This window comes from Bizionia paragorgiae (genome assembly GCF_900107625.1).
GTDB classification, from domain to species: domain Bacteria; phylum Bacteroidota; class Bacteroidia; order Flavobacteriales; family Flavobacteriaceae; genus Bizionia; species Bizionia paragorgiae.
Map to the genome: position 1 here is coordinate 15,480 of NZ_FNQK01000018.1, position 20,454 is coordinate 35,933.

Consider the following 20,454-nt stretch of genomic DNA (forward strand, 5'->3'; position numbering starts at 1 on the left):
TTTAGAATGGATATAAATAAAAACTTGAATACGATTATTATAAATTAACATCTCTTTAAAACTCTTTATACTACGAAGCAATTAGAATCCATAATGGCTACAAAACGAGCCTCACAGCTTCAGCAAGATATAAAACACACAACTCTAGAACCTCATCACAATTCTGCCGCTTATAACCAGTAGTCTTTTTCCACTAACGGAATATACCATACTAAATACAGGGAGTAATTCCGATACACGAGCTTTTCTAATAAAACATAATAATTAAGGGTAACAATATTTAATAAGACTTGATATAGAAATACAAACCCTTTTTAAATCACATTTTATAAGAACACATTTTACCCATCATCACATGTAAAACAAGAAGCGGAACCCGAAAAGCTAAAAGAGTAGGGATATAAAAAACATTACTATTATGAAACTAAAATTAAACCATTCTAAAACGATAAAAACAGCGCTGTTTATTGCTTTTTTATCCTTGTCCTATTCATCATTTGCTCTAAATTCGATTGAAGTTGATTTTTCGACTTATAGTAACGCAGTGAAGAAAAATGTTTATGGCAACTCTAACGGTGTAGACACCCACAAAACCTTCGAAATTACTATTCCTTTTTACAGTTCTACCTTAAATGAGCTCAACTTAAGAACAGACTACTCGAGCGTTTACTGCCCGGGTGCGACGATGATTAACGTAAATTCGAATAATTCCACCTATTCAAATAATACGAATACAAGCTTACATAAGTGGTATAAAATACAGAATCTACCTGTAGGCACCCATTATTACACCGTTAAAAGCCTTTGTAACGGTAGCGAAATTTCAGGTTCTAGACAACTAATTAGGGTCATTATACTAAAAGAAGCCACCCCTACTTTAAATTTAACACTAGGAGCGAAATGTAAAAAAGATAAAAAAGGCAAATACAATGGGTATATAGGCTTAACCATCCACGGTTCGTATACCAATGCTAGTAAACTGTATCTTCAAACCACGCCGAATACTAATAATTGTAATCAAAATGGCTTAGTTAAGTTAACCAATTTAGCCAATTCGACTTCACCAAATAACACCATTGCTAACAACAGTTTTTATAGTTGTAATACCAATACAACGTATACTGTTAAGTTATTTTATAAGAGTACATCGCTTAGTGGAAACACTATAGTACACCAAATAACGTCTGGTAATTACGGATGGACTGATTACACGTTCACTAAAACATTTAAAACCTGTATGAATAAATTGCTCTTACCAATGCAATTAAGCAAACCCGCTTTAGTAGGTGACTCACCTGTACATTTCAACAACCCGGTAAAAGACGATTTAAAATTGGTTATTCAGTCAGATAACACCTTAGATTACGAGATAGAGATCTATGACTTTTCAGGACAGCGTGTTAAAAACGCTAGAATTAACCAAGCCCAAAACAAATCGGCCCACACTGTAGATGTCCAAGATTTAAAGCAAGGAATCTATATTGTGGCCATTAAAAATGGCGAGTCGGTAGTGAGAAAAAAAATGGTGAAAGAGTAAAATCATATTTTAACAAAAGCTCCAGTTTTTCAACTGGAGCTTTTTAATTTTTAAAGGTATAAAGCCCTTACTTTAGATTATGGCGAAAGTATTAAAACTCACCTTTGCCCTATTTTAGTAATCCAAAATGTTTTTTAAACACGTCGAAAGACGTTCTATGTCCCATGGGTTCAAAAGTATACACAAAATTAGTGTTATTAGCTTTCAAAAACTGAAGGGTCTGTGACGGAATCACAACCTCATCATCTTGCCCCAACACAAGAGTGTGTAAAATACTGGTATTATCTACAATTTTAACTTCAGGCTTAAATTCACTTTCCTTTGCTAGCGCGGGGTTAAACAATAAAGTAGGGATCTGATATCTATTACCTAGATGAAACCCTAAGTAACCTCCCATACTACTCCCTATTATTAAATCGATTGTATTATTTTCAATAAGATCTTCTAAATCTGCAAAAATAGACTGTCCGGGGTCTTTATATTTTAGAAGCGGATTAAACACCGTATGTTTCTCCTTCAGCCAATCAATTTTAACGGATTGATTACTACTCATCAACCCGTGCAAATAAAGTATATTCATTCTATATTTCAGTTTTAAATTAAAATCTTTTTCTTTTAATGAGCATTAAAACTACTCGGTACGAATACGTCCAGTAATCTCATCAATATGAATTAAGAAGACGATAGGATAATCGTCAGTGTCAATTTTACTCGAAAATTCTTCAATAAAATTTACGGTTCTTAATTCGTTATTAATTATTAAATCCTTAACCCCTAAAGAAAAGGTATGCATTTGCGACTTCGCTTCGCTAGTAGACAGTTCTTGATATTTACCGTGTACTAAAACAGATTTCCAAGCATTTACAGAATCGATATCGGTGACCAATAAAGAAACCTCACGATTTTCGCGAAGTGCGCGGATTTTATGCCCCATGGCCGAATAGCCTATAATAGCATGTTTTTCCTTATTATAGAAATAGGTAATAGGCACTACGAACGGCTTATTTTGAGAGATATACCCCAAATTACCAATATAATTATCTTCTAGAATCCTTAGATTCTCGTTGTCTTTTAATGTTCTTCTCATAGTTTAATTGCTTACTTAAAACGCCTTATAGAAATGCTAAACTAATAAAACCTATGTTTACAACGACTGATTTTAGTCAGCTTAGCGTATTATTTCCAACACAGCACCTCTTTATATAGTCTGCCGCTAATAATTCCTTTAAGGCACCTGTGAATTTATTGATAGGCATTTAATTTATTTTTAAGCATACGCACTTCTTCTTGCAGCCTTTCCACTTGCTGCAATAAATTATAAATAGCATCGATACCCTCCAAATTTATATCAAGATCATAATGCAAACGCATCATTTTCTCCACCGTATTTATTTGAGTCGTTTTTATAAAATGATCGGTTTCTGTAACGGTGATTTCCACCAATTCGTACTCTTGTAATGCATTAATAAAGGTTACGGGTACTTGGTAATGCTTACAAAACTGCTGTATAGAGATTAAGTGTGTCGTATCCATGTTATCGTAATTTTGAGAGTTCGGTAAACAGTGCTTTTTCCTTATCGGTAAGTTGTGTTGGTGTTTTTACTTGGTAAGTAATAAACAAGTCTCCAAACTGACCGTCTTTTTTATATTTAGGAAAGCCTTTTCCTTTAAGTTTCACTTTAGCACCATTTTGGGTTTCTGGCTTTATACTAAGCTTCACCTTACCATTAAAAGTATCTACAGTGAGCTCTCCCCCTAGTAAGGCCGTATATAAATCTAAATCAACCGTGGTATACAAGTGGTTACCATCGCGTTTAAAAGCCGTAGTATTTACTATGGAAAAGGTTATTAGCAAATCACCATTAGGCCCACCATTTACACCGGCTCCACCGTGCCCTTTAATTTTAATGACTTGCCCATTCTCTACGCCTGCAGGAATAGTTATACGAATATTTTTACCGTTAACGGTAAGGGTTCGTTTATGTGTGGTGTAGGCTTCTTTAATATCAATTTGTAATTCGGCGGTATAATCTTGCCCCTTGAATTTAACTTGTCGGCCTTGAGATTGTGCACGACCACCAAACATCGAACTAAAAAAGTCTGAAAACTCATCGTCGGTAAACTGCTGTCCACCTTGCTGTCCTCGATACTGCTGATTACTGTGCTGCTGTCTTGCTTGTTGTTTCTGTGCCTGTTCGTAAGCTTCAGCATTTTCCCAATGCTCGCCATAAGCGTCATACTTTTTACGATTTTCGGCATTACTCAATACGGCATTCGCCTCATTAAGTGCTTTAAATCGCTTTTCAGCTTCTTTGTCATTAGGATTAAGATCGGGATGATATTTCCTCGCAAGTTTCCGGTAGGCTTTTTTTATATCTTTATCAGAAGCGTCCCTGGACACTTCCAACACTTTATAGTAATCTATATACGCCATTAGTGTTTAGACTTGGGTTTTAAATGAGATTTAAGCATGCCTTTTAAACTCGAAATATATTCCTTCAATATAGTAGCATCCATGTGAGGATCACTTACCGATGGAATAGTTATCGGATCTTCACCAAGATACACATAAAGCTCAGGGTACTCCGTTTTAAGACGCATTGTTAATGTGGTGACTTTGTTAAGAAGTTCATGAAGTGTTTTCATAATTTAAAACATTTTACAGTAATATAATTACTCAGTTAATTATTAACTTTAAGATACGAAAAAAGAAACTCATATCCCAATAACACTCTAGTCTTTAACGATTTATTAGCTTATAAGAAAAACGCGTATTCATATTTATATTGGGCTTTTAATCGCATCCGATCTTAAAAGTACAAATTCAATTAAGAAAGCTGTAGATTAAATTCTAGTTACAACAGCTTATAGGCAAGATTTAAGACCTATTTGTATAGACTTACTAAAAAATTTACAGGCCGATTTCAGGCCTACGTTTAAGCATGGTACTTATACCTTTTAATTCTTTAAGCCTCTTAATTACCTTTAATGCGTTGCCACAAATCTTTCATAAGTTTTTTACCTTCTCGTCTCCCTTTTGGAGCTTCAATTAGGTTTACTTTACCATCGTTAGTCACATTAATCAAATAACTAAACACAAAGTTTTTAGCATCGGGCTGTATACTTAATAATCCGAATCGCAAATCGTTAAAATACAACTGACCCTCTTTTTTTGAAATGGTATACCAGCCTTTAGAAATGGTAATCATACGTTGTATTTTCTCTGAATGCTTTAATTCGCCAAGGGCATCGTGATTTTTAGAATAGGACACAAAAGTGATGGGTTGCGAATCAAAAAACGAATAATATCCTATCAGGTATGCGTTTTCCGTTTCGACATTAGCACACCACAATATGGTATTTAAAGCGGAAGGTTTGGTTTCTAGTTCTCTATAGGCAATCCCCTGTTCTTTTAGAGCCTTTTCAAACTGAGTATACGCCATGCCTTTAAAAACCAAAGTTAATCCTAAGTAGGTTGTGCTCAATATTAACCCTAAACGATTATAAAATCGGCGTTTCTTAGAGCTTCTATGCTGCAGCATAGCCAAAATAACACACATTAAGAAAGGCAGGGTGTACAAGGGGTCGATTACAAAAATTGTTTTAAAGGCCAAGCGTAAATCGAAAGGCCAAAATAACTGTGTTCCCCAAGTGGTATGAGCATCTAAAATAGGATGTGTTATAAAAGCCCAGAAAAACAACCACGACCAATCTTTAATACTTTTATGGCTGTCGTATCGCGTTACTAACCACGCAAAAAAGGGCGCAAAAACTACCGAAAAGAAAATAGAATGAGTAAACCCCCGATGAATTTCAAGTGCGCTTACCGTATCGGTAACATGAGATGCCAAAACATCAAAATCTGGAATCGTACCCGCAATCGCTCCATATAACATAGCACGATTACCAATTTTACGTCCCAAAACAGCTTCCCCTACCGCTGCCCCTAGTACAATTTGTGTTAATGAATCCATGGTTTTGTAAACGATTTTTGAATTGGCAAAGCTAAGCAATCTAAATAGTTTATGCCTATTTTTTAAGTGCACACATTTTAATCGTTACCTCCTTAACACAGCATTAAAAACGAAAGACACTCTATTTTTAATTAAAGAAACGCTGAATTAAAACGATTACACGCCACTAAAATCAAGTTCTAATTCTGATAAAAATTGTAGTATTGTATTCCCTAAAAACACACTATTATGAAGTCCTTTATTCTTCTCTCTGCTTTCACTCTTATAGGTTCTTGTGCGACTACGAAATACAGCACCAAAATCGACAACTTAAAAAACAGTATTCAGGTGAATGATAGTACAGCCATAGCCACATACGCTAATACCATCTCTGTTGAAGAGTTAAAACACAATTTACACACCTTTGCCTCCAAAGCGTTTGAGGGCAGAAAAGTAGGAGAACCTGGACAGCTTAAAGCCTCTGCTTTTTTAAAAGAATTTTACAAGACACAGCATATTTTACCAGCTGTTGGAGACTCTACCTACTATCAAACTGTACCGCAATCCTTTTTACCACAAGGCGTTAACAGCTCGGCAAATGTAGTCGCTTATATAAAGGGCTCGAAAGTTCCTGAAGAACTCATTATCATTTCTGGCCATTTAGATCATATGGGGGTTGAAAACGACTCCATACACTTTGGAGCCGACGATAATGGCTCTGGAACCGTTGCCATGCTTGCTATCGCCAAGGCTTTTAAACAGGCACAGTCAGCAGGATACCCCCCTAAAAGAAGTCTTGTTTTTCTTCATTTAACAGCCGAAGAAATTGGTTTATACGGCTCGCGCTATTACGTTAGCAATCCCATATTTAGTCTAGAAAATACAATGGCTAACTTAAATATAGATATGATTGGTCGCATAGATGAAAAACACAAGAACAATCCTAATTATATATACCTGATTGGTGCTGACAGACTAAGTAAGCATTTGCATTTTACATCAGAAAAAATAAATGCAATGTTTACAAACCTAGAACTCGATTATACGTTTAATGATGAAGAGGATACCAACCAATATTACTACCGCTCTGATCATTATAATTTTGCAAAACACAATATTCCAGTTATTTTCTACTTTAATGGAGAACACAACGACTACCACAAGCCTACCGATACCCCAGACAAAATAGATTATAGACTTTTACAAAAGCGAGCACAACTTATTTTTGCTACAGCATGGCAATTGGCAAACCAAGAATACCATTTAGTACACAATAAAGATATGTAGAACTGTTAAAGATTGTTAATGAATTACTAAAAACCCCATTATTTCATGTATTTTTAGCAATTAATCAAACATATTATAGACATACTTTTTATGAAAAAAGCACTTTATCTAGTTGCCTTATCGCTTCTTTTTTCTTCTTGCGGTAGTACAACTCAGACTACAACGACAACAACTAAAAAAGCTGCCGACCCGTCGGTTTACGCCAACACGATCACTCAAGCAGAGTTAAAAACAATGCTTTACACCTACGCTTCCGATGAATTTGAAGGGCGTGATACTGGTGCTCCTGGTCAGAAAATGGCAGTAAATTATATTAAAGAACACTATATTAAAGATGGTGTACCTGCTGCAAAAAAAGATGGCGATTACTTTCAGAATGTTCCTTTACAAGTTCTAGGTAAGCCTGATGTTACCCTAAGTGTAAATGGTAAAGCTTTTACTTACGTTGACGATTTAGTATCGGTAGGTGCTGGTAATACACAAACAATTACGGCTAACGAAATTGTTTATGCGGGTTACGGATTTGAAACAGATACGTTTTCAAGTTATGATGGATTAGATGTAGAAAACAAAGTGGTTGTTATTAAATCTGGAGAGCCTAAAAATGCTGATGGGACTTACCTTTTAACAGGAACAACTGAAGCTTCAGAATGGTCTGAATTCAGAACACAATTCGCTAAAAAAAGAGATATTGCTAAAGAAAAGGGCGCTAAAGCTGTACTCTTCTATTACCCTGAAGTGTACAAAATGGCTGCTTTTAGATTTGGAAACCCTAGCGGACGTATGACTTTAGATGTGAAAAGTGATGACATGTATTATTTTTTAATCAATACCGACTTAGCAAAAAGCCTAGTTAGTGATATTGAAACGAATAATACAGCAAAGGTTGTTAAAACAAATATGACCTTAGATTTCACTAACAATTCAGAAAAAATCGTTTCAGAAAATGTTGCTGCTGTAATTAAAGGAAGTGAAAAGCCAGAGGAGTATATCGTAATTTCTGCACACTTAGATCATGAAGGTGTTAAAGATGGGGAAATTTATAACGGTGCTGATGATGACGGTTCTGGAACTGTAGCAGTATTAGAAATTGCTCAAGCTTTTGCAAAAGCTAAAGCGGCGGGACATGGACCAAAACGTTCTATTGTATTTTTAAATGTTACCGCTGAAGAAAAAGGTCTTTTAGGCTCTAGCTATTATACAGACCACGACCCTATTTTCCCATTAGCAAACACAGTAGCAAACTTAAATATAGATATGATTGGTCGTATCGATCCAAAGCGCGAAAAGAAAAACAGAGACTACATATACCTTATTGGTAGCGATAAGTTAAGTACTGAACTACATGAAATTTCTGAAATGATGAATTCAAAATACATGAACATCGATTTAGATTACACATTCAATGCTGAAAACGATCCAAATCGTTTTTACTACCGTTCTGACCACTACAACTTTGCAAAAAACAATGTGCCTTGTATTTTTTATTTTAATGGTACACACGACGACTACCACAAACCTACAGATACCCCAGATAAAATTGAGTACGACTTATTAGAAAACCGTGCCCGTCTTATATTTTATACGGCATGGGAATTAGCTAATCGCGATGCTCGAATTATAGTAGACAAAGCAACAGAATAAGTAGATAAGTTTATTTATACCGTTCTTAAGGCTTCATAGTAACCACCGTTATTATGAAGCCTTTTTATTTTATAGTTATATACCTACCCTGAGTTATACCTACTTAAAAATAAAAAGATCACCCACTACTTAGCACCGAATCACGCTTAAAATAAAATGTAAATACTTAAGGCTAAGTATTAATAAAAAAATAAAATGATTACCTTCGTTTTATATTAGTTTACCCTAAGTCCTTATACAGTGCTAATATTGATAACAATTATACTAAAAAATGGTATCTATTATTAAGAAGAAAGAGTTTTTTATAGCTCTTTTTGCCTTTATACTACTCAACCTATTTGTCCTTTTTATATGGGATAGATATAAGAACGACCAAAAATTAGAACTTGTTAATGACATCGAATTCTCTGGAGAACACCTCAGTGAAGATATTAGCCATGCTATACAAAAAGACATTCGGATTTTAGAAAATTTAAAAAACAGGTTAGAAATAACTAATGGTAGTTATTTTAATTATTGGGAACATGATGCACAGACCATTATAGGACAAAACCCGTCTTTTAAGTTTATTCAATGGATTGACAGTTCCATGATTATAAAAAAGACGACGCCATTACAGGGGAATGAAGCAAGCATAAACCTAGATATTTCTAAAATTGATTACCGTAGAAATGAGTGGATGAAACACACCATCGATAAATCTACCAATATAACACCGTGGGCTGAACTTACTCAAGGAGGGTATGCGTTTTTAGTAGACATTCCTGTGTATTTTAAAGGCTCATTACAAGGTACTATTACCGCGGGTATGGATTTTAAAAACAACCTAGATAAGTTTTCGAAAAACGTAGAAAATTATGCTATTGAAGTAAAAGATGACAAAGGCTCTTCCTTTTACACACATGATTTAGACAAAATAGATACGACACACTCTGATGTTACTTTTTTAAAAACGTTTACAATTGATCAATTAGACCATCAGCGATGGACGTTAATAATGAAGCCAAAACTATCAACTGTTTTAAAGAGTAACACTATTTCCATTTCGATCATGCTTATTTTCGGGTTGGTATTAACCTCTTCACTTAGTCTTATCATCTATTTTTACTTTAGATCTCGTAAAGAAAACTCGCGTGCAATAAAAGCGTACAAACGATTAAAAAAATCTAACAAAAAAATAATCAAAGAACGAAAGAAAGCAGAAAAAGCTTCGGAAGCTAAAACAGAGTTTTTATCTAATATGAGTCATGAAATAAGGACGCCATTAAATGCTATACTAGGATTTATAGAAATCTTAAAATATTCCAAGGATACGGAAACAAATAAGACCTATCTAAAGCTAATGGATAAATCCTCTAAAAACTTACTATCGTTGGTTGATAATGTCTTGGAATTCGATAAAATTGAATCTGGAGAAACACATCTTATAAATCTCATTTTTAAACCTTCGCAAGAAATTGCCTCGATTGTAAGTCAGTACGAAACAAAATTTAAACAACAGAACTTATATTTAAATTTAGAATGTATTGGTTCGAGCAATGCTACCGTAGTAGGAGATGAAGGAAAATACAATCAGATCCTTATAAACCTCATTAAAAACGCACTGAAATTTACAAATACCGGTGGCGTAACTATTAGATATGAAGAGCAAATAATAGAGCATAAACTCAACGTTAAAATCAGTATTAAAGATACGGGTATTGGTATACCAAAAGATAATTTGTCAAGTATTTTTGAACGCTTTACACAGCTGGATGTTGGGATAAAGAAAAAGCATAAAGGAAGCGGTTTGGGACTCTCTATAAGTAGAAATTTGATTAAACTTATGGGTGGTACTATTACTGTAGACAGTGATATTCAAAGGGGTACCGAATTTGTTATCTCTTTACCTTTTACGATCTCTAAACAACTAACTGAGGATGAAAAAACTACCGACTCCAAAGCCATTCATTTTAAAGATTTTAAGGTTTTAATCGTAGATGATAATAAAACTAATCTTTTAGTATTATCTAAACTTCTAGAACATCTGGGCATTCAATCCGAAAAGGCTATTAATGGAGCTGAAGCTATTAATAAGGTAAAAGAAAATCAGTATCAATTAATTTTAATGGACATTCATATGCCCATAATGGATGGATTTGAAGCAACTCAAATTATTAGAGAAACCAATAAGGACATTTTAATTTTTGGTTTATCGGCAGATGTTACTAGACAAGCCATTACGCATTCTATAGAAAAAGGTATGGCAGAGTATTTAACAAAACCTTTATCTAAAGAAAAACTATCTCAGGTCTTACTGAAGTATTTTTCTAATAAGCTCGATTAACACACGCATCAATAATGTTCGTTAGGTGCGCCTCCTTTATAATAATTTACAGCTAAGAATATAAGTAGAACCTAACAGCCTACAAAACGGCACTATTCTAGACGATTTAAGCCTCTGTTAAACTACAAAAACCCAAAATAGCACATACAAAAAAAGCTTCTCTTAAAAAGAGAAGCTTTTGCTTTTTGGGTGAAAGACGGGATTCGAACCCGCGACCCTCGGTACCACAAACCGATGCTCTAACCAGCTGAGCTACAATCACCATTTTAGCGTTTCAGTAACGCGTGTGCAAATGTATATTATTTACTAATTATTACAAAACATTTTTATCGAAATTTTTAATCTTTTTTCTAAATTAAATCGAACAAACTATTCACTGCAACGTAACGTTCTGTAGTAAAGCCTTCTGCATAATCCGTATTAATTAAGCGTCCCATATCCCTAGCTCTATATTCTATACTATCGGTGAAATTTTTACTCGTAATAGGTGTTTCTGGTTGCTTACTATCTTTATCATAGAACTGCGTTTTGTAGGCAAACACCGATTTTAACTTGACTTCCATAAAGCCAGAAATATCAACTACAAAATCGGGTTCAATATTTTTCCATTGTATATAATGGTATACTTGCTTGGGTCTCCAACGCTCTTGCGTTTTCCCCTCACTTTCAGTTTCAATTTTTAGCAAGCCACTTAAAAAGCATGCATTACTAACCAATTGACTCCCTTTACCGTGATCAATATGCCTATCATCGATGGCATTACACAACACGATTTCAGGTTGGTATTTTCTAATCATCTTAATAACCTCCAATTGGTGCTTCTTATCATTAACAAAAAAGCCGTCGGCAAAGCCTAAATTTTCACGGATAGAAACGCCTAAAATATCTGCCGCTGCTTTAGCCTCTTCCTTTCTAGTTTGCTCGGTACCACGCGTTCCTAATTCCCCACGAGTTAAATCGATTATTCCTACTTTTTTTCCTTCACTAATAGCTTTCGCTAAGGTTCCTCCAGCACCTAACTCGACATCGTCTGGGTGTGCGCCAAAGGCTAATATATCTAGTTTCATTTGTAATTATTATTTATGACTTCTTTTAATTCTTTTTCTGTGTAAAAGGTCCATGCCACTACCCTACTCACTTTATTCCCCATAGGCATAGAAATCACTTTTACCGTTTCGGCTTTTAGTTTTTTCAACGAACTTTGCATAGACTTAACATGAGCTTTGTTAGACACCAAACTACTGTACCATACACATTGCTTTTTATACAATGAGCTCTCATATAAATAAGTATGTAAAAACGCTTTTTCACCACCTTCAAACCATAATTCTTGAGCCGTACCCGCAAAGTTTCTAACTACCGTATCTGATAGCTTACCTAATCCTTTTAGTTTTCTCGTGGTTGCTTCGAACGCTTCTGCTTCATTTTTATAAAAAGGGGGATTGCAAATAGACAAAGAAAATTGGTCATTCTCTCTTAAAATTTCTTTAAAAATATGAGTAGGACTCCGTTGTAAACGAAAGGTAATAGCCTCTCCTAGTTTATTTTTATCTACTATTTTTTTTGCATTTTCCAATGAGCGCTCCGAGATATCCGATCCTACAAATTGCCACTCGCAGGTAGCATGACCCAATAAAGGATATATACAACTTGCTCCAGTACCTATATCTAACACTTTAATATTAGCATTGGGAGTGGGAGATTTTAATACATCGGCCATATAATGGATATATTCGACACGTCCGGGTATTGGCGGACATAAATTGGCCTTAGGGAATTCCCAATACCCCATATCGTAATGTGCTTTTAGCAGCGCCGTATTTAAAGCTTTTACAGCTTCTGGTTTCGCAAAATCTATGGTTTGTGTACCGTGTGCGTTAGTAAAAACAAAGGGATCTAAATCGCTATGAGCTTTTAATAAACGCTCAAAATCATATCCGTCTTTATGTTTGTTTCTTTTGTGCAAATTGTTTGATCTTTTAGTATGTATTAATGTAATGATTGTAAGGCTTGTTCAATATCTGCTTTTAAATCTTTAAGCGATTCGATACCTAGCGAAAAACGGATTAACCCTTTCCCAATTCCCAAAGCATCGCGTTGTTCTTGCGTTAGTAAAGCATGAGAAGTTAAGTACGGGGATAACATGGTGCTCTCTACTCCTGCCAAACTCATCGAGGGTTTTATAAGTTGTAAGCGCTTTTGAAACTGAGACGCATCGTAGGTCTCCTGTAGCTCGAAAGATAGCATCCCGCCAAAGCCTTTCATTTGGGTTTTAGCCAAAGCGTATTCTGGATGTGTTTTTAAACCTGGATAATACACCCTTTTAACAGCTTTATGTTGTGCTAAATACTGCGCCATTTTTAGGGCGTTCTTATTTTGCTTCTTGACACGCAATTTTAAGGTTTTCATACTGCGCTCTAACATCCAAACCATAAAATCACTTAAACTACCTCCTAGGTTTTTGGCAACATTCCAAATAATCTCCCTGTCTTTTTCAGAGCACGCTACTGCCCCAGCTAATATATCACTGTGCCCTCCTAGATATTTCGTAGCCGAATGAATAACAATATCAATTCCTAAATCTATAGCTGTTTGATTTATCGGACTAGCGAAAGTGTTATCGATAGTGGTTTTAATGCCTTTAGCTTGTGCTAATTTAGCAACAGCACTAATATCGGTAATAGTCATTAAAGGATTTGACGGGGTTTCGATATGAATAAGTTTGGTATTACTTTGTATCGCATTTTCAAAATCAGCGACACTATACCCATTAGTAAATGTGAAATCGATGCCATATTTAGGAAACTCTTCGCGTATAAAATTACTCGTACCTCCATACAGTGTGTTTTGTACCACTATATGATCTCCTGCTTTTAAAAAGGCTAAAAACACTGTGCTGATAGCGGCCATTCCAGAGCCGAAAATCATACCCGCTTCAGCGTGCTCCAAAGCAGCTATTTTTTTTGATACAAATTCTTGATTTGGTGTATTAAAATATCTCGGATAGCGTTTTACCGCAACCTCTTCAAAGGCATAGGATGTTGACATGTATATAGGGGAAACCGCCCCTTTAAACTGCTCGTCTTTTACTTCTCCAGTATGGGTACAAATCGTATTTACCCCAAATTTTGTTTTACTCATCTTGTAAAGATAAAAAATTGACCAAGGAATAAGATTTTAATACAAAAGTATTTTTAGTCTTATAAAGCACGTTAAGAGTAGTCAAACACATCGTCTTTATATACAATACGTCATATCCCTGTAAATATATACTTAAAACCATATAATACTAAATATATACTATAAATCATATAATTTAGGTTTTTATAGATAAAATGAATACATTTACATATAATCCATACTAAATGACAAGTATAATCACCGGTGATATCATAAGTTCCAGAAGTGCTGATCCCAAATTATGGCTAGCGGCACTAAAAGCAGAACTTAATAAGTACGGCACTGCTCCCAAACATTGGGAAGTTTATCGCGGAGACAGCTTTCAACTTGAGGTTAGTCCTAAACAAGCATTAATAGCCGCTCTATTAATTAAAGCAAGCATTAAACAATTTAAAACCATCGATGTAAGATTAGCCATCGGCATTGGCAAAAAAACTTACGATGCAGAGGCGATAACAGAGTCAAACGGCAGTGCTTTTGTGAATTCAGGAGAATGCTTTGAAAGTTTGAGAAAATCGCGTTTAGCCATAAAAACGGAAGACGATTCTTTTAACCAGGTTATAAATATCATGCTTGATTTAGCCTCGTTAACAATGGATAGTTGGACCCCTAAAGCGGCCCTCCTTTTTAAAGCCACCCTTGAGCACAGCGATTTTAACCAAATAGAGATAGCTAAATTATTAGACCGTAAACAAGGTAATGTTAGTGCAGGATTAAAACGCATTGGTTACGACGAAATATTAAAAATGCTTAATTATTATAACTCCCAATTCTAAGCGCCTATGCTCTTCTTTTTTCTAACACTAGTTCTTGCACATTGCCTTGGTGACTTTGTTTTTCAACCTACAAAATGGGTGAAACACAAAAGAAAGAAAAAATACAAGTCAAAATACGTGTACTACCATATTCTAATACACTTTTTAGCTTTAACCCTAGTCCTTCAAGCCGACTTTAGATCATATTGGCTAGCCTTTCTTATAATCATTCCAACGCATTATGCTATAGATCTAGTCAAACTACAACTGCAGACCAAGAAAAATGCACGGGTTTTATTTGCTGCCGATCAAATAGCGCACCTTATTATCTTAGCAGTAGTAACAGCTATTTATTACCCTTCTGAGTTCTCCATTGCCGCATTAATAACACCGCAACTTATTGTTTTCATAACCTTTTTATTAATAGCTACAGTTGTAGCCTCAGTATGCATGAAAGTGATAATTTCTAAATGGAGCTTAGAAGATACAAAAGGTGAAAAAAGTGGATCCTTAGAACAGGCAGGCGCTTATATAGGTGTGTTAGAACGTTTATTTGTGTTCGTTTTTATTATTACCGGTCACTGGGAAGGTGTTGGCTTTTTAATGGCTGCAAAATCTATTTTTAGGTTTGGAGATTTAAGCAAAGCAAAAGACCGCAAACTCACCGAGTATGTTTTAATAGGCACGTTAATGAGTTTTGGCTTCGCCATTTTAGCGGGACTAGGCTTTATTTATTTTAATAGCGCCATTTAAAAATCCTTACAAAACTATTAAAAACCAATGGTTTAACAAGGCATTAACGCAAAACACGTATTTCTTTTATTAACTTAGGCCTATGGTACACTCAGAGAAAAAAGAAAACGAAGCATTCCTATTGGAATCGATTAGCTATTTAGAAAATTTAGGATTTGAAAATATCAAGTCAGATATTGAAGGCTACGAGAGTCCGAAATCCTACAAGAAACAAGGCACCGATATCACAATTACCCCCGATATTACTGCTACACGACGCACTAGAAAATACTATTTTGAACTTAGTGTAAAAAGTCAAGAACCACGATTATTAAAAACAAAATGGCGTTTTTTAGACGTATTAACGCGAATGAACGACCACAGGTTTAGAATCATCACAAAACGTGGGCATTATAAATTTACCCATGATATGTTAAACGATTTGAACTTAAATAAAACTTTAATAAAACTGTAGAGCACATACTACAGTTAGCTACTAAAAAAGCAGCATACAATTCTAGAATTGTATGCTGCTTTTTTTATTATTTTAAAGGACTTTTCCCAAAATTAAGTATAGAATTATAAAAATGACTACAAACCCTACACAACCAAATTTATTTAATTTCTTCGCCCCCCAGTAAGCGGCGATAATCTGAAGTATTTTTTTCATAGTTTCGTATTTATAAATAAGTGAAATTTAAACGTAATGCTTTTTAAAAATACAAAAAAACTACGACGAATTAAAGTTAGAACAACTGGATTCTTAGATTACTTATCTTCCCTCTGAGACTTTTGCTTGCGCAACAACTCATTTTGTTCTTGCATAAGCGTATTTAGCTCGCTTAATAACTGAATATCTTTTGGGGTTTTCACCGTTTTATCTTTTGGGTTTTGCGATCGGTCTCGTAGCTTATTCATTGCTTTTACAACCACAAATATCGTCATCCCTATAATCAAAAAATCGATTAGTGCTTCGGCTAAAGCACCATATTGAATAGCAACTTCCTCTACTAAAACCTTACCAGCTTCGTCCAACTCACTAGTACGCAATACAAGTTTTCTATTTTGAAGGTTTATACCGTTACTCATTAAAGACAAGGGTGGCATTAACACCTTTTTTACCAGAACATCAATCACCTTATTAAAAGAGGCGCCTATGATAATACCAATGGCCATATCCATCATATTACCTTTAACAGCAAACTCCTTAAATTCTTTAAAAAAACCCATTACTGATTATTTCTTATAAAACTTCTTGAATTTTAAATATGAGAAGAATCCGATAACCGCTACAATCGCAACTGCTATAGCAATAAACTTAAGACTCACTATTTGGTCTCCACTAGCATACGAGTGCAAACCGGCAAGGTAGAAATTCACTCCAAAATAGGTCATTAAAATACTTGCAAAAGCGACTATTGACATAAGGTTGAAAATCCAACGACCACGTAAACCTGGCACTAAGCGCATATGAATTACAAAAGCATAAACCATAATACTAATTAAAGCCCATGTTTCCTTAGGATCCCATCCCCAGTAACGGCCCCAACTTTCGTTGGCCCATTGTCCCCCAAGGAAGTTACCTATAGTTAACATGACTAAACCTACTGTTAATGCCATTTCATTAATAATGGTAAGCTCTTTAATATTAATCAGCATTTTAGCTTTATTCTTCTCGTTGGTAAGTATCATTAAAAATAGTACCACGATACCCAAAATCATTCCAAGGGTAAACGGTCCGTAACTTGCCACAATAACTGCTACGTGAATCATTAACCAATAACTATCTAATACCGGCTGTAGGTTAGCAATTGCTGGGTCCATCCAATTCCAATGAGCAATCATTAAAATCATAGAGGTTACAAAAGCAGTAGATGCTAGGGTAAGATCACTTTTTCTACCAAAAGCGAGACCAAAGAACATGGTTGCCCAAGCCACATAAATCATAGACTCATAAGCATCACTCCATGGAGCGTGTCCTGAAATATACCAACGTAATATTAACCCTAATGTATGTAGCACAAATAAACCAACAATACTCCATTTTAAAACTTGTACTGCAATATGAATAGGTTTACTTCTCAGTTTAAAAATTTGAATAATTAAAACAACAAACAGCAAGGTACCCGCATACATGTACCAACTAAATAGTTTCTTAAAAATATCGTATTTGTTATACATAATTTCGGCGTGAACCTTATCGTCGTTAAGCATCACGGCTCCACCAATATTATGTTGCGTCTTTTTAAAGGTTTCTAAAAACTTATCTGCCGCAGCAAAATTACCTTTCTTTTTCGCTTCATTAAGCGTGTATAAATACCAGTTAAAACCAGAATCTATAAAACTAGCATACGTAGAGTCTGCTATTTTCTCTCTATACCCTTCCGTTCTAAATTCCATTGGAGAAATCCACTTGTTATTTTCATCATCAGGAATAGGGAATATTTTTAACGAGCGCCCTTCAATAGCATTCGATAATAGATTAACCTTTTGATTGGTCTCTAAAAACTCTTTTTGGTACCCCGTTTTAATTTGCGTATTTGACGCCTCTTCTAAATACGGGTTTAATTTATACTGAAAATCATCTGTAAAGAAATCCAATAAAGTCACATATTTCTGATCTTTTGGGACACCAATAATTTTACGAATTGAATCATCTTTCTTAGCCTTTAAATAAATGATTGGCACATTATACCAAATCATCGGACTTTCTTGAATAGACAAAAACACCTGATTAGCATCAAACCCTTCGTAGGTATCACTTTTACTCACTTTTCTAAGCAACTCCGAAGCATAGGTATTTAATGGCATCATACGTCCTCCTAGATCTTGAATCACCATATGACCAAACAACTCTGCGTGCTCTTTAGGTACAATATTTGCCCTTAAAACAGAATCTATTTGAGCTTTAGTTGCTCTAACCTTTACATGGTCTTCTTCTGAAGTATGGCTAGCTTCTTCAACCTGCTTTACGTCCTCAATATTAGCTTCCTCAACTTGGTGTTGCTCTGAAGTCGTTTGTGCCTCATTAGCATGGTCGTGACCAGAGTGGTCCTCTTGTGCGAAACCGGACACAGAAAGCATAAGTAACAGCACTGTTAAAGTCTCTGCTTTCTTCTTTTTAATCTTATTTAAAGCCTTTTCTAAATCCTTAAATCGTGTATTCTTGTCAAATAAAATAGCCATTAATCCAATATATAATAAGAAATATCCTAAATAGGTAAACCATGTCCCCCAATAGTCGTGATTCACAGATAAAATAGTTCCCTTTTCGTCAGGATCAAATTGTGCTTGGAAAAAACGATATCCGCGGTGATCTAAGATATGGTTCATATAAATCTTATAATCAAAATCGCCTTCTTGTTCGTCGATAACCGTTACTTGACTCGCAAACGACGAGTAGCTATTTTCAGTACCAGGATAACGCTCGGCAATAAAATCGTTTAATTTTATACTAAATGGCAGCTCAATAACTTTAGCTCCATATTTAATATCTAAATCTAAACCACCTACCTCAACATTGGTATAGCCGTTATTTGTACCGCTACCCCCTAATACGTTAACGCGTTTTGTTTCTCCGTTAGTGGTAATATTTAATACAATACCATTTTCTGATGGTGATTTTAATAATTTAGAACGCTCTTTAATATCAAAAACCCCTTTAATAACAGGATTTGGAAATACCATTTGCATATCGCCAATAATATAACGCGAACGCAACATTAAAGGTTGAATACTATCTTTTACAAGTTTCCCTGTATTCATAGAAGCCATTTGCAGGTATTCTCCTTCAAAAGGAGAATCGATAGTTATCTCACCGTCTTTATACGTTAAATTAACAGCTCCTTCTGTTGGTTTATTAAGAGCAATAAGCAGATTGTGAACATTCTCGATCGTTCCCACTTTTATAAAGTGGTTATGGGGATCTCCATTTCCAGCTTCCACTAATTTTAAGTATTCTTCACCAGATTCGTCAGGAACGATATCTAGTTCGGCACCACCAACATACTTCTCCATAGAAATAGTTACGGGTTGTCCGTCGTACTTCGTCTCAAAGTGAAACTCATTATCTAAACGTGGAGAAAAATCAACATGCTTTTCAAAGCGCAAACGCTGTGGCACTCCGTTAATCTCATAATCTCCATTTATAAAACCAGAAATATATGTTTTTTGAGACAGCATCGTGTTTTCGGTAGCGCCCTCTCTAATTGGCATCATACCTTCATATCCTATATAACGGGTAATAAATGCACCAATAAAAATAAAAATAAAAGATAAATGCAGTAATAATGTCGCCCATTTTTTCCAACGGAATAAGCGATACTTAAACATATTACCAAAAAAATTAATAGCAAAAAACACCATAATAGCTTCAAACCACCAGGTGTTATATATTAAAGTTCTTGAGTACGGAGTTGGGGAAGTGTCTTGTCCGGCGTCTAAAAAAGTTCCTATCCCCATAGCCAGGGCAAAAACAATAAACAAAATAGCTGTTAGACGGGTAGAAAAAAGAATTTTCGCGATTTTATTCTGCATAATAATAAGCCTTTATTTAGCTCGGGCAAAGATACTTATTTTTGTTTGTATTTACCGGTCTAACAAAGAGTAATCTTTTGTTAAATTTTCTTAATGACTTTGTCGTGATTCAAATATATTTAGATATAAAAAAGAAGCCATTTTACGAGCGCGACGTTTTGCCATTTCTGCAATATCGCCTTTAAAATTCTCATCTATCGTTTCTATCCATAGATTAAGCCATAGTCCGAAGTGCAATTCGCTTATCGCATGATCATTTTCCTTATCTACTTTTATATGCGCCTCAATAGGATTTCCAGTATACCTGTTTTCTAAAGTCTTACTAAAAAGCAAACTTGTTTGCCAAAAGGTCGTTAAATGCTCAATATGTTTTGGCCAATCGTTAATAACACGATTAAAAAAAGGACCTAAAGTAGGTTCTACTCTCACCTTATCATAAAAAGAACTGACTAGTAAAAACACATCGTCACGCGTTTCAATCTCTTTTTTATGCTCCAACATAAA

At 35.0% G+C, this 20,454-nt stretch carries 19 protein-coding genes and 1 tRNA gene; 7 read left to right on the plus strand and 13 right to left on the minus strand.

The window, feature by feature from the left end; genetic code table 11:
* Window positions 1–418 precede the first annotated feature (418 nt).
* Entirely contained in the window at window positions 419–1,537 is a 1,119-nt protein-coding gene (locus tag BLV64_RS11950; protein ID WP_092135799.1) for a T9SS type A sorting domain-containing protein, read from the plus strand.
* 109 nt (window positions 1,538–1,646) lie between these two features.
* Here BLV64_RS11950 and BLV64_RS11955 read toward each other — a convergent pair whose 3' ends face one another.
* The 6 genes from BLV64_RS11955 to BLV64_RS11980 form a co-directional block, all read right to left on the minus strand.
* Window positions 1,647–2,117: a YqiA/YcfP family alpha/beta fold hydrolase gene (locus tag BLV64_RS11955; RefSeq protein WP_092135802.1), complete on the minus strand. Its 471-nt coding sequence runs from the start codon at window positions 2,115–2,117 to the stop codon at window positions 1,647–1,649.
* Between the two features lie 51 nt (window positions 2,118–2,168).
* Window positions 2,169–2,624, minus strand: a complete 456-nt coding sequence (locus BLV64_RS11960; protein ID WP_092135805.1) for a pyridoxamine 5'-phosphate oxidase family protein — start codon at window positions 2,622–2,624, stop codon at window positions 2,169–2,171.
* Between the two features lie 155 nt (window positions 2,625–2,779).
* On the minus strand, window positions 2,780–3,070 hold the full coding sequence (locus tag BLV64_RS11965; RefSeq protein ID WP_092135808.1) for a chaperone modulator CbpM: 291 nt from the start codon (window positions 3,068–3,070) through the stop codon (window positions 2,780–2,782).
* 1 nt (window position 3,071) lies between these two features.
* Entirely contained in the window at window positions 3,072–3,971 is a 900-nt protein-coding gene (locus tag BLV64_RS11970) for a J domain-containing protein (RefSeq protein ID WP_092135811.1), read from the minus strand.
* Complete coding sequence (locus BLV64_RS11975; RefSeq protein ID WP_092135814.1) at window positions 3,971–4,183, minus strand: hypothetical protein; 213 nt, start codon at window positions 4,181–4,183, stop codon at window positions 3,971–3,973. Before BLV64_RS11975 ends, BLV64_RS11970 begins: the two co-directional genes overlap by 1 nt.
* A gap of 329 nt (window positions 4,184–4,512) precedes the next feature.
* Window positions 4,513–5,511 (minus strand): metal-dependent hydrolase, encoded by a 999-nt coding sequence (locus BLV64_RS11980; protein WP_092135817.1) that lies wholly within the window; start codon window positions 5,509–5,511, stop codon window positions 4,513–4,515.
* A 228-nt stretch (window positions 5,512–5,739) separates the two neighbouring features.
* Between BLV64_RS11980 and BLV64_RS11985 the strand changes: the two genes are divergently transcribed.
* From BLV64_RS11985 to BLV64_RS11995, 3 genes are all read left to right on the plus strand, one after another.
* Window positions 5,740–6,777 (plus strand): M28 family metallopeptidase, encoded by a 1,038-nt coding sequence (locus tag BLV64_RS11985; RefSeq protein ID WP_092135820.1) that lies wholly within the window; start codon window positions 5,740–5,742, stop codon window positions 6,775–6,777.
* Window positions 6,778–6,867: 90 nt separating this feature from the next.
* Window positions 6,868–8,421 (plus strand): M28 family peptidase, encoded by a 1,554-nt coding sequence (locus tag BLV64_RS11990; RefSeq protein ID WP_092135823.1) that lies wholly within the window; start codon window positions 6,868–6,870, stop codon window positions 8,419–8,421.
* A gap of 271 nt (window positions 8,422–8,692) precedes the next feature.
* Entirely contained in the window at window positions 8,693–10,747 is a 2,055-nt protein-coding gene (locus tag BLV64_RS11995; protein WP_092135825.1) for an ATP-binding protein, read from the plus strand.
* A 187-nt stretch (window positions 10,748–10,934) separates the two neighbouring features.
* Here BLV64_RS11995 and BLV64_RS12000 read toward each other — a convergent pair.
* The 4 genes from BLV64_RS12000 to BLV64_RS12015 form a co-directional block, all read right to left on the minus strand.
* Window positions 10,935–11,010: transfer RNA gene (locus tag BLV64_RS12000), tRNA-His, on the minus strand.
* Between the two features lie 87 nt (window positions 11,011–11,097).
* The gene (bshB1, locus tag BLV64_RS12005; RefSeq protein ID WP_092135828.1) at window positions 11,098–11,814 is read right to left on the minus strand and encodes a bacillithiol biosynthesis deacetylase BshB1; all 717 of its coding nucleotides are present in this window, start codon (window positions 11,812–11,814) and stop codon (window positions 11,098–11,100) included.
* On the minus strand, window positions 11,811–12,713 hold the full coding sequence (gene rlmF / locus BLV64_RS12010; RefSeq protein WP_177165331.1) for a 23S rRNA (adenine(1618)-N(6))-methyltransferase RlmF: 903 nt from the start codon (window positions 12,711–12,713) through the stop codon (window positions 11,811–11,813). Before rlmF ends, bshB1 begins: the two co-directional genes overlap by 4 nt.
* A 23-nt stretch (window positions 12,714–12,736) precedes the next feature.
* Window positions 12,737–13,888, minus strand: coding sequence for a trans-sulfuration enzyme family protein (locus BLV64_RS12015; RefSeq protein WP_092135833.1), 1,152 nt, complete (start codon window positions 13,886–13,888; stop codon window positions 12,737–12,739).
* A 224-nt stretch (window positions 13,889–14,112) separates the two neighbouring features.
* On the opposite strand from BLV64_RS12015, the gene BLV64_RS12020 reads away from it, so the two are divergent.
* From BLV64_RS12020 to BLV64_RS12030, 3 genes are all read left to right on the plus strand, one after another.
* The gene (locus tag BLV64_RS12020) at window positions 14,113–14,703 is read left to right on the plus strand and encodes a transcriptional regulator (RefSeq protein ID WP_092135836.1); all 591 of its coding nucleotides are present in this window, start codon (window positions 14,113–14,115) and stop codon (window positions 14,701–14,703) included.
* Window positions 14,704–14,709: 6 nt separating this feature from the next.
* Window positions 14,710–15,435, plus strand: a complete 726-nt coding sequence (locus tag BLV64_RS12025; RefSeq protein ID WP_092135839.1) for a DUF3307 domain-containing protein — start codon at window positions 14,710–14,712, stop codon at window positions 15,433–15,435.
* An 82-nt stretch (window positions 15,436–15,517) separates the two neighbouring features.
* Window positions 15,518–15,889 (plus strand): hypothetical protein, encoded by a 372-nt coding sequence (locus tag BLV64_RS12030; RefSeq protein WP_092135842.1) that lies wholly within the window; start codon window positions 15,518–15,520, stop codon window positions 15,887–15,889.
* A 293-nt stretch (window positions 15,890–16,182) separates the two neighbouring features.
* Here BLV64_RS12030 and mscL read toward each other — a convergent pair whose 3' ends face one another.
* The 3 genes from mscL to BLV64_RS12045 all read right to left on the minus strand — a co-directional run bounded on the left by mscL (window position 16,183) and on the right by BLV64_RS12045 (window position 20,451).
* Window positions 16,183–16,644, minus strand: a complete 462-nt coding sequence (gene mscL / locus BLV64_RS12035; RefSeq protein WP_092135845.1) for a large conductance mechanosensitive channel protein MscL — start codon at window positions 16,642–16,644, stop codon at window positions 16,183–16,185.
* A 6-nt stretch (window positions 16,645–16,650) separates the two neighbouring features.
* The gene (ccsA, locus tag BLV64_RS12040) at window positions 16,651–19,950 is read right to left on the minus strand and encodes a cytochrome c biogenesis protein (protein WP_092135848.1); all 3,300 of its coding nucleotides are present in this window, start codon (window positions 19,948–19,950) and stop codon (window positions 16,651–16,653) included.
* 90 nt (window positions 19,951–20,040) lie between these two features.
* Window positions 20,041–20,451 (minus strand): group III truncated hemoglobin, encoded by a 411-nt coding sequence (locus tag BLV64_RS12045; RefSeq protein WP_092135851.1) that lies wholly within the window; start codon window positions 20,449–20,451, stop codon window positions 20,041–20,043.
* Window positions 20,452–20,454: the final 3 nt, after the last annotated feature.

Bases quoted from the DNA above. Each gene is read 5' to 3' on its own strand.
- BLV64_RS11950 (WP_092135799.1), top strand. From the start codon at position 419: ATGAAACTAAAATTAAACCATTCTAAAACGATAAAAACAGCGCTGTTT.
- BLV64_RS11955 (WP_092135802.1), bottom strand. From the start codon at position 2,117: ATGAATATACTTTATTTGCACGGGTTGATGAGTAGTAATCAATCCGTT.
- BLV64_RS11960 (WP_092135805.1), bottom strand. From the start codon at position 2,624: ATGAGAAGAACATTAAAAGACAACGAGAATCTAAGGATTCTAGAAGAT.
- BLV64_RS11965 (WP_092135808.1), bottom strand. From the start codon at position 3,070: ATGGATACGACACACTTAATCTCTATACAGCAGTTTTGTAAGCATTAC.
- BLV64_RS11970 (WP_092135811.1), bottom strand. From the start codon at position 3,971: ATGGCGTATATAGATTACTATAAAGTGTTGGAAGTGTCCAGGGACGCT.
- BLV64_RS11975 (WP_092135814.1), bottom strand. From the start codon at position 4,183: ATGAAAACACTTCATGAACTTCTTAACAAAGTCACCACATTAACAATG.
- BLV64_RS11980 (WP_092135817.1), bottom strand. From the start codon at position 5,511: ATGGATTCATTAACACAAATTGTACTAGGGGCAGCGGTAGGGGAAGCT.
- BLV64_RS11985 (WP_092135820.1), top strand. From the start codon at position 5,740: ATGAAGTCCTTTATTCTTCTCTCTGCTTTCACTCTTATAGGTTCTTGT.
- BLV64_RS11990 (WP_092135823.1), top strand. From the start codon at position 6,868: ATGAAAAAAGCACTTTATCTAGTTGCCTTATCGCTTCTTTTTTCTTCT.
- BLV64_RS11995 (WP_092135825.1), top strand. From the start codon at position 8,693: ATGGTATCTATTATTAAGAAGAAAGAGTTTTTTATAGCTCTTTTTGCC.
- bshB1 (WP_092135828.1), bottom strand. From the start codon at position 11,814: ATGAAACTAGATATATTAGCCTTTGGCGCACACCCAGACGATGTCGAG.
- BLV64_RS12015 (WP_092135833.1), bottom strand. From the start codon at position 13,888: ATGAGTAAAACAAAATTTGGGGTAAATACGATTTGTACCCATACTGGA.
- BLV64_RS12020 (WP_092135836.1), top strand. From the start codon at position 14,113: ATGACAAGTATAATCACCGGTGATATCATAAGTTCCAGAAGTGCTGAT.
- BLV64_RS12025 (WP_092135839.1), top strand. From the start codon at position 14,710: ATGCTCTTCTTTTTTCTAACACTAGTTCTTGCACATTGCCTTGGTGAC.
- BLV64_RS12030 (WP_092135842.1), top strand. From the start codon at position 15,518: ATGGTACACTCAGAGAAAAAAGAAAACGAAGCATTCCTATTGGAATCG.
- mscL (WP_092135845.1), bottom strand. From the start codon at position 16,644: ATGGGTTTTTTTAAAGAATTTAAGGAGTTTGCTGTTAAAGGTAATATG.
- ccsA (WP_092135848.1), bottom strand. From the start codon at position 19,950: ATGCAGAATAAAATCGCGAAAATTCTTTTTTCTACCCGTCTAACAGCT.
- BLV64_RS12045 (WP_092135851.1), bottom strand. From the start codon at position 20,451: ATGTTGGAGCATAAAAAAGAGATTGAAACGCGTGACGATGTGTTTTTA.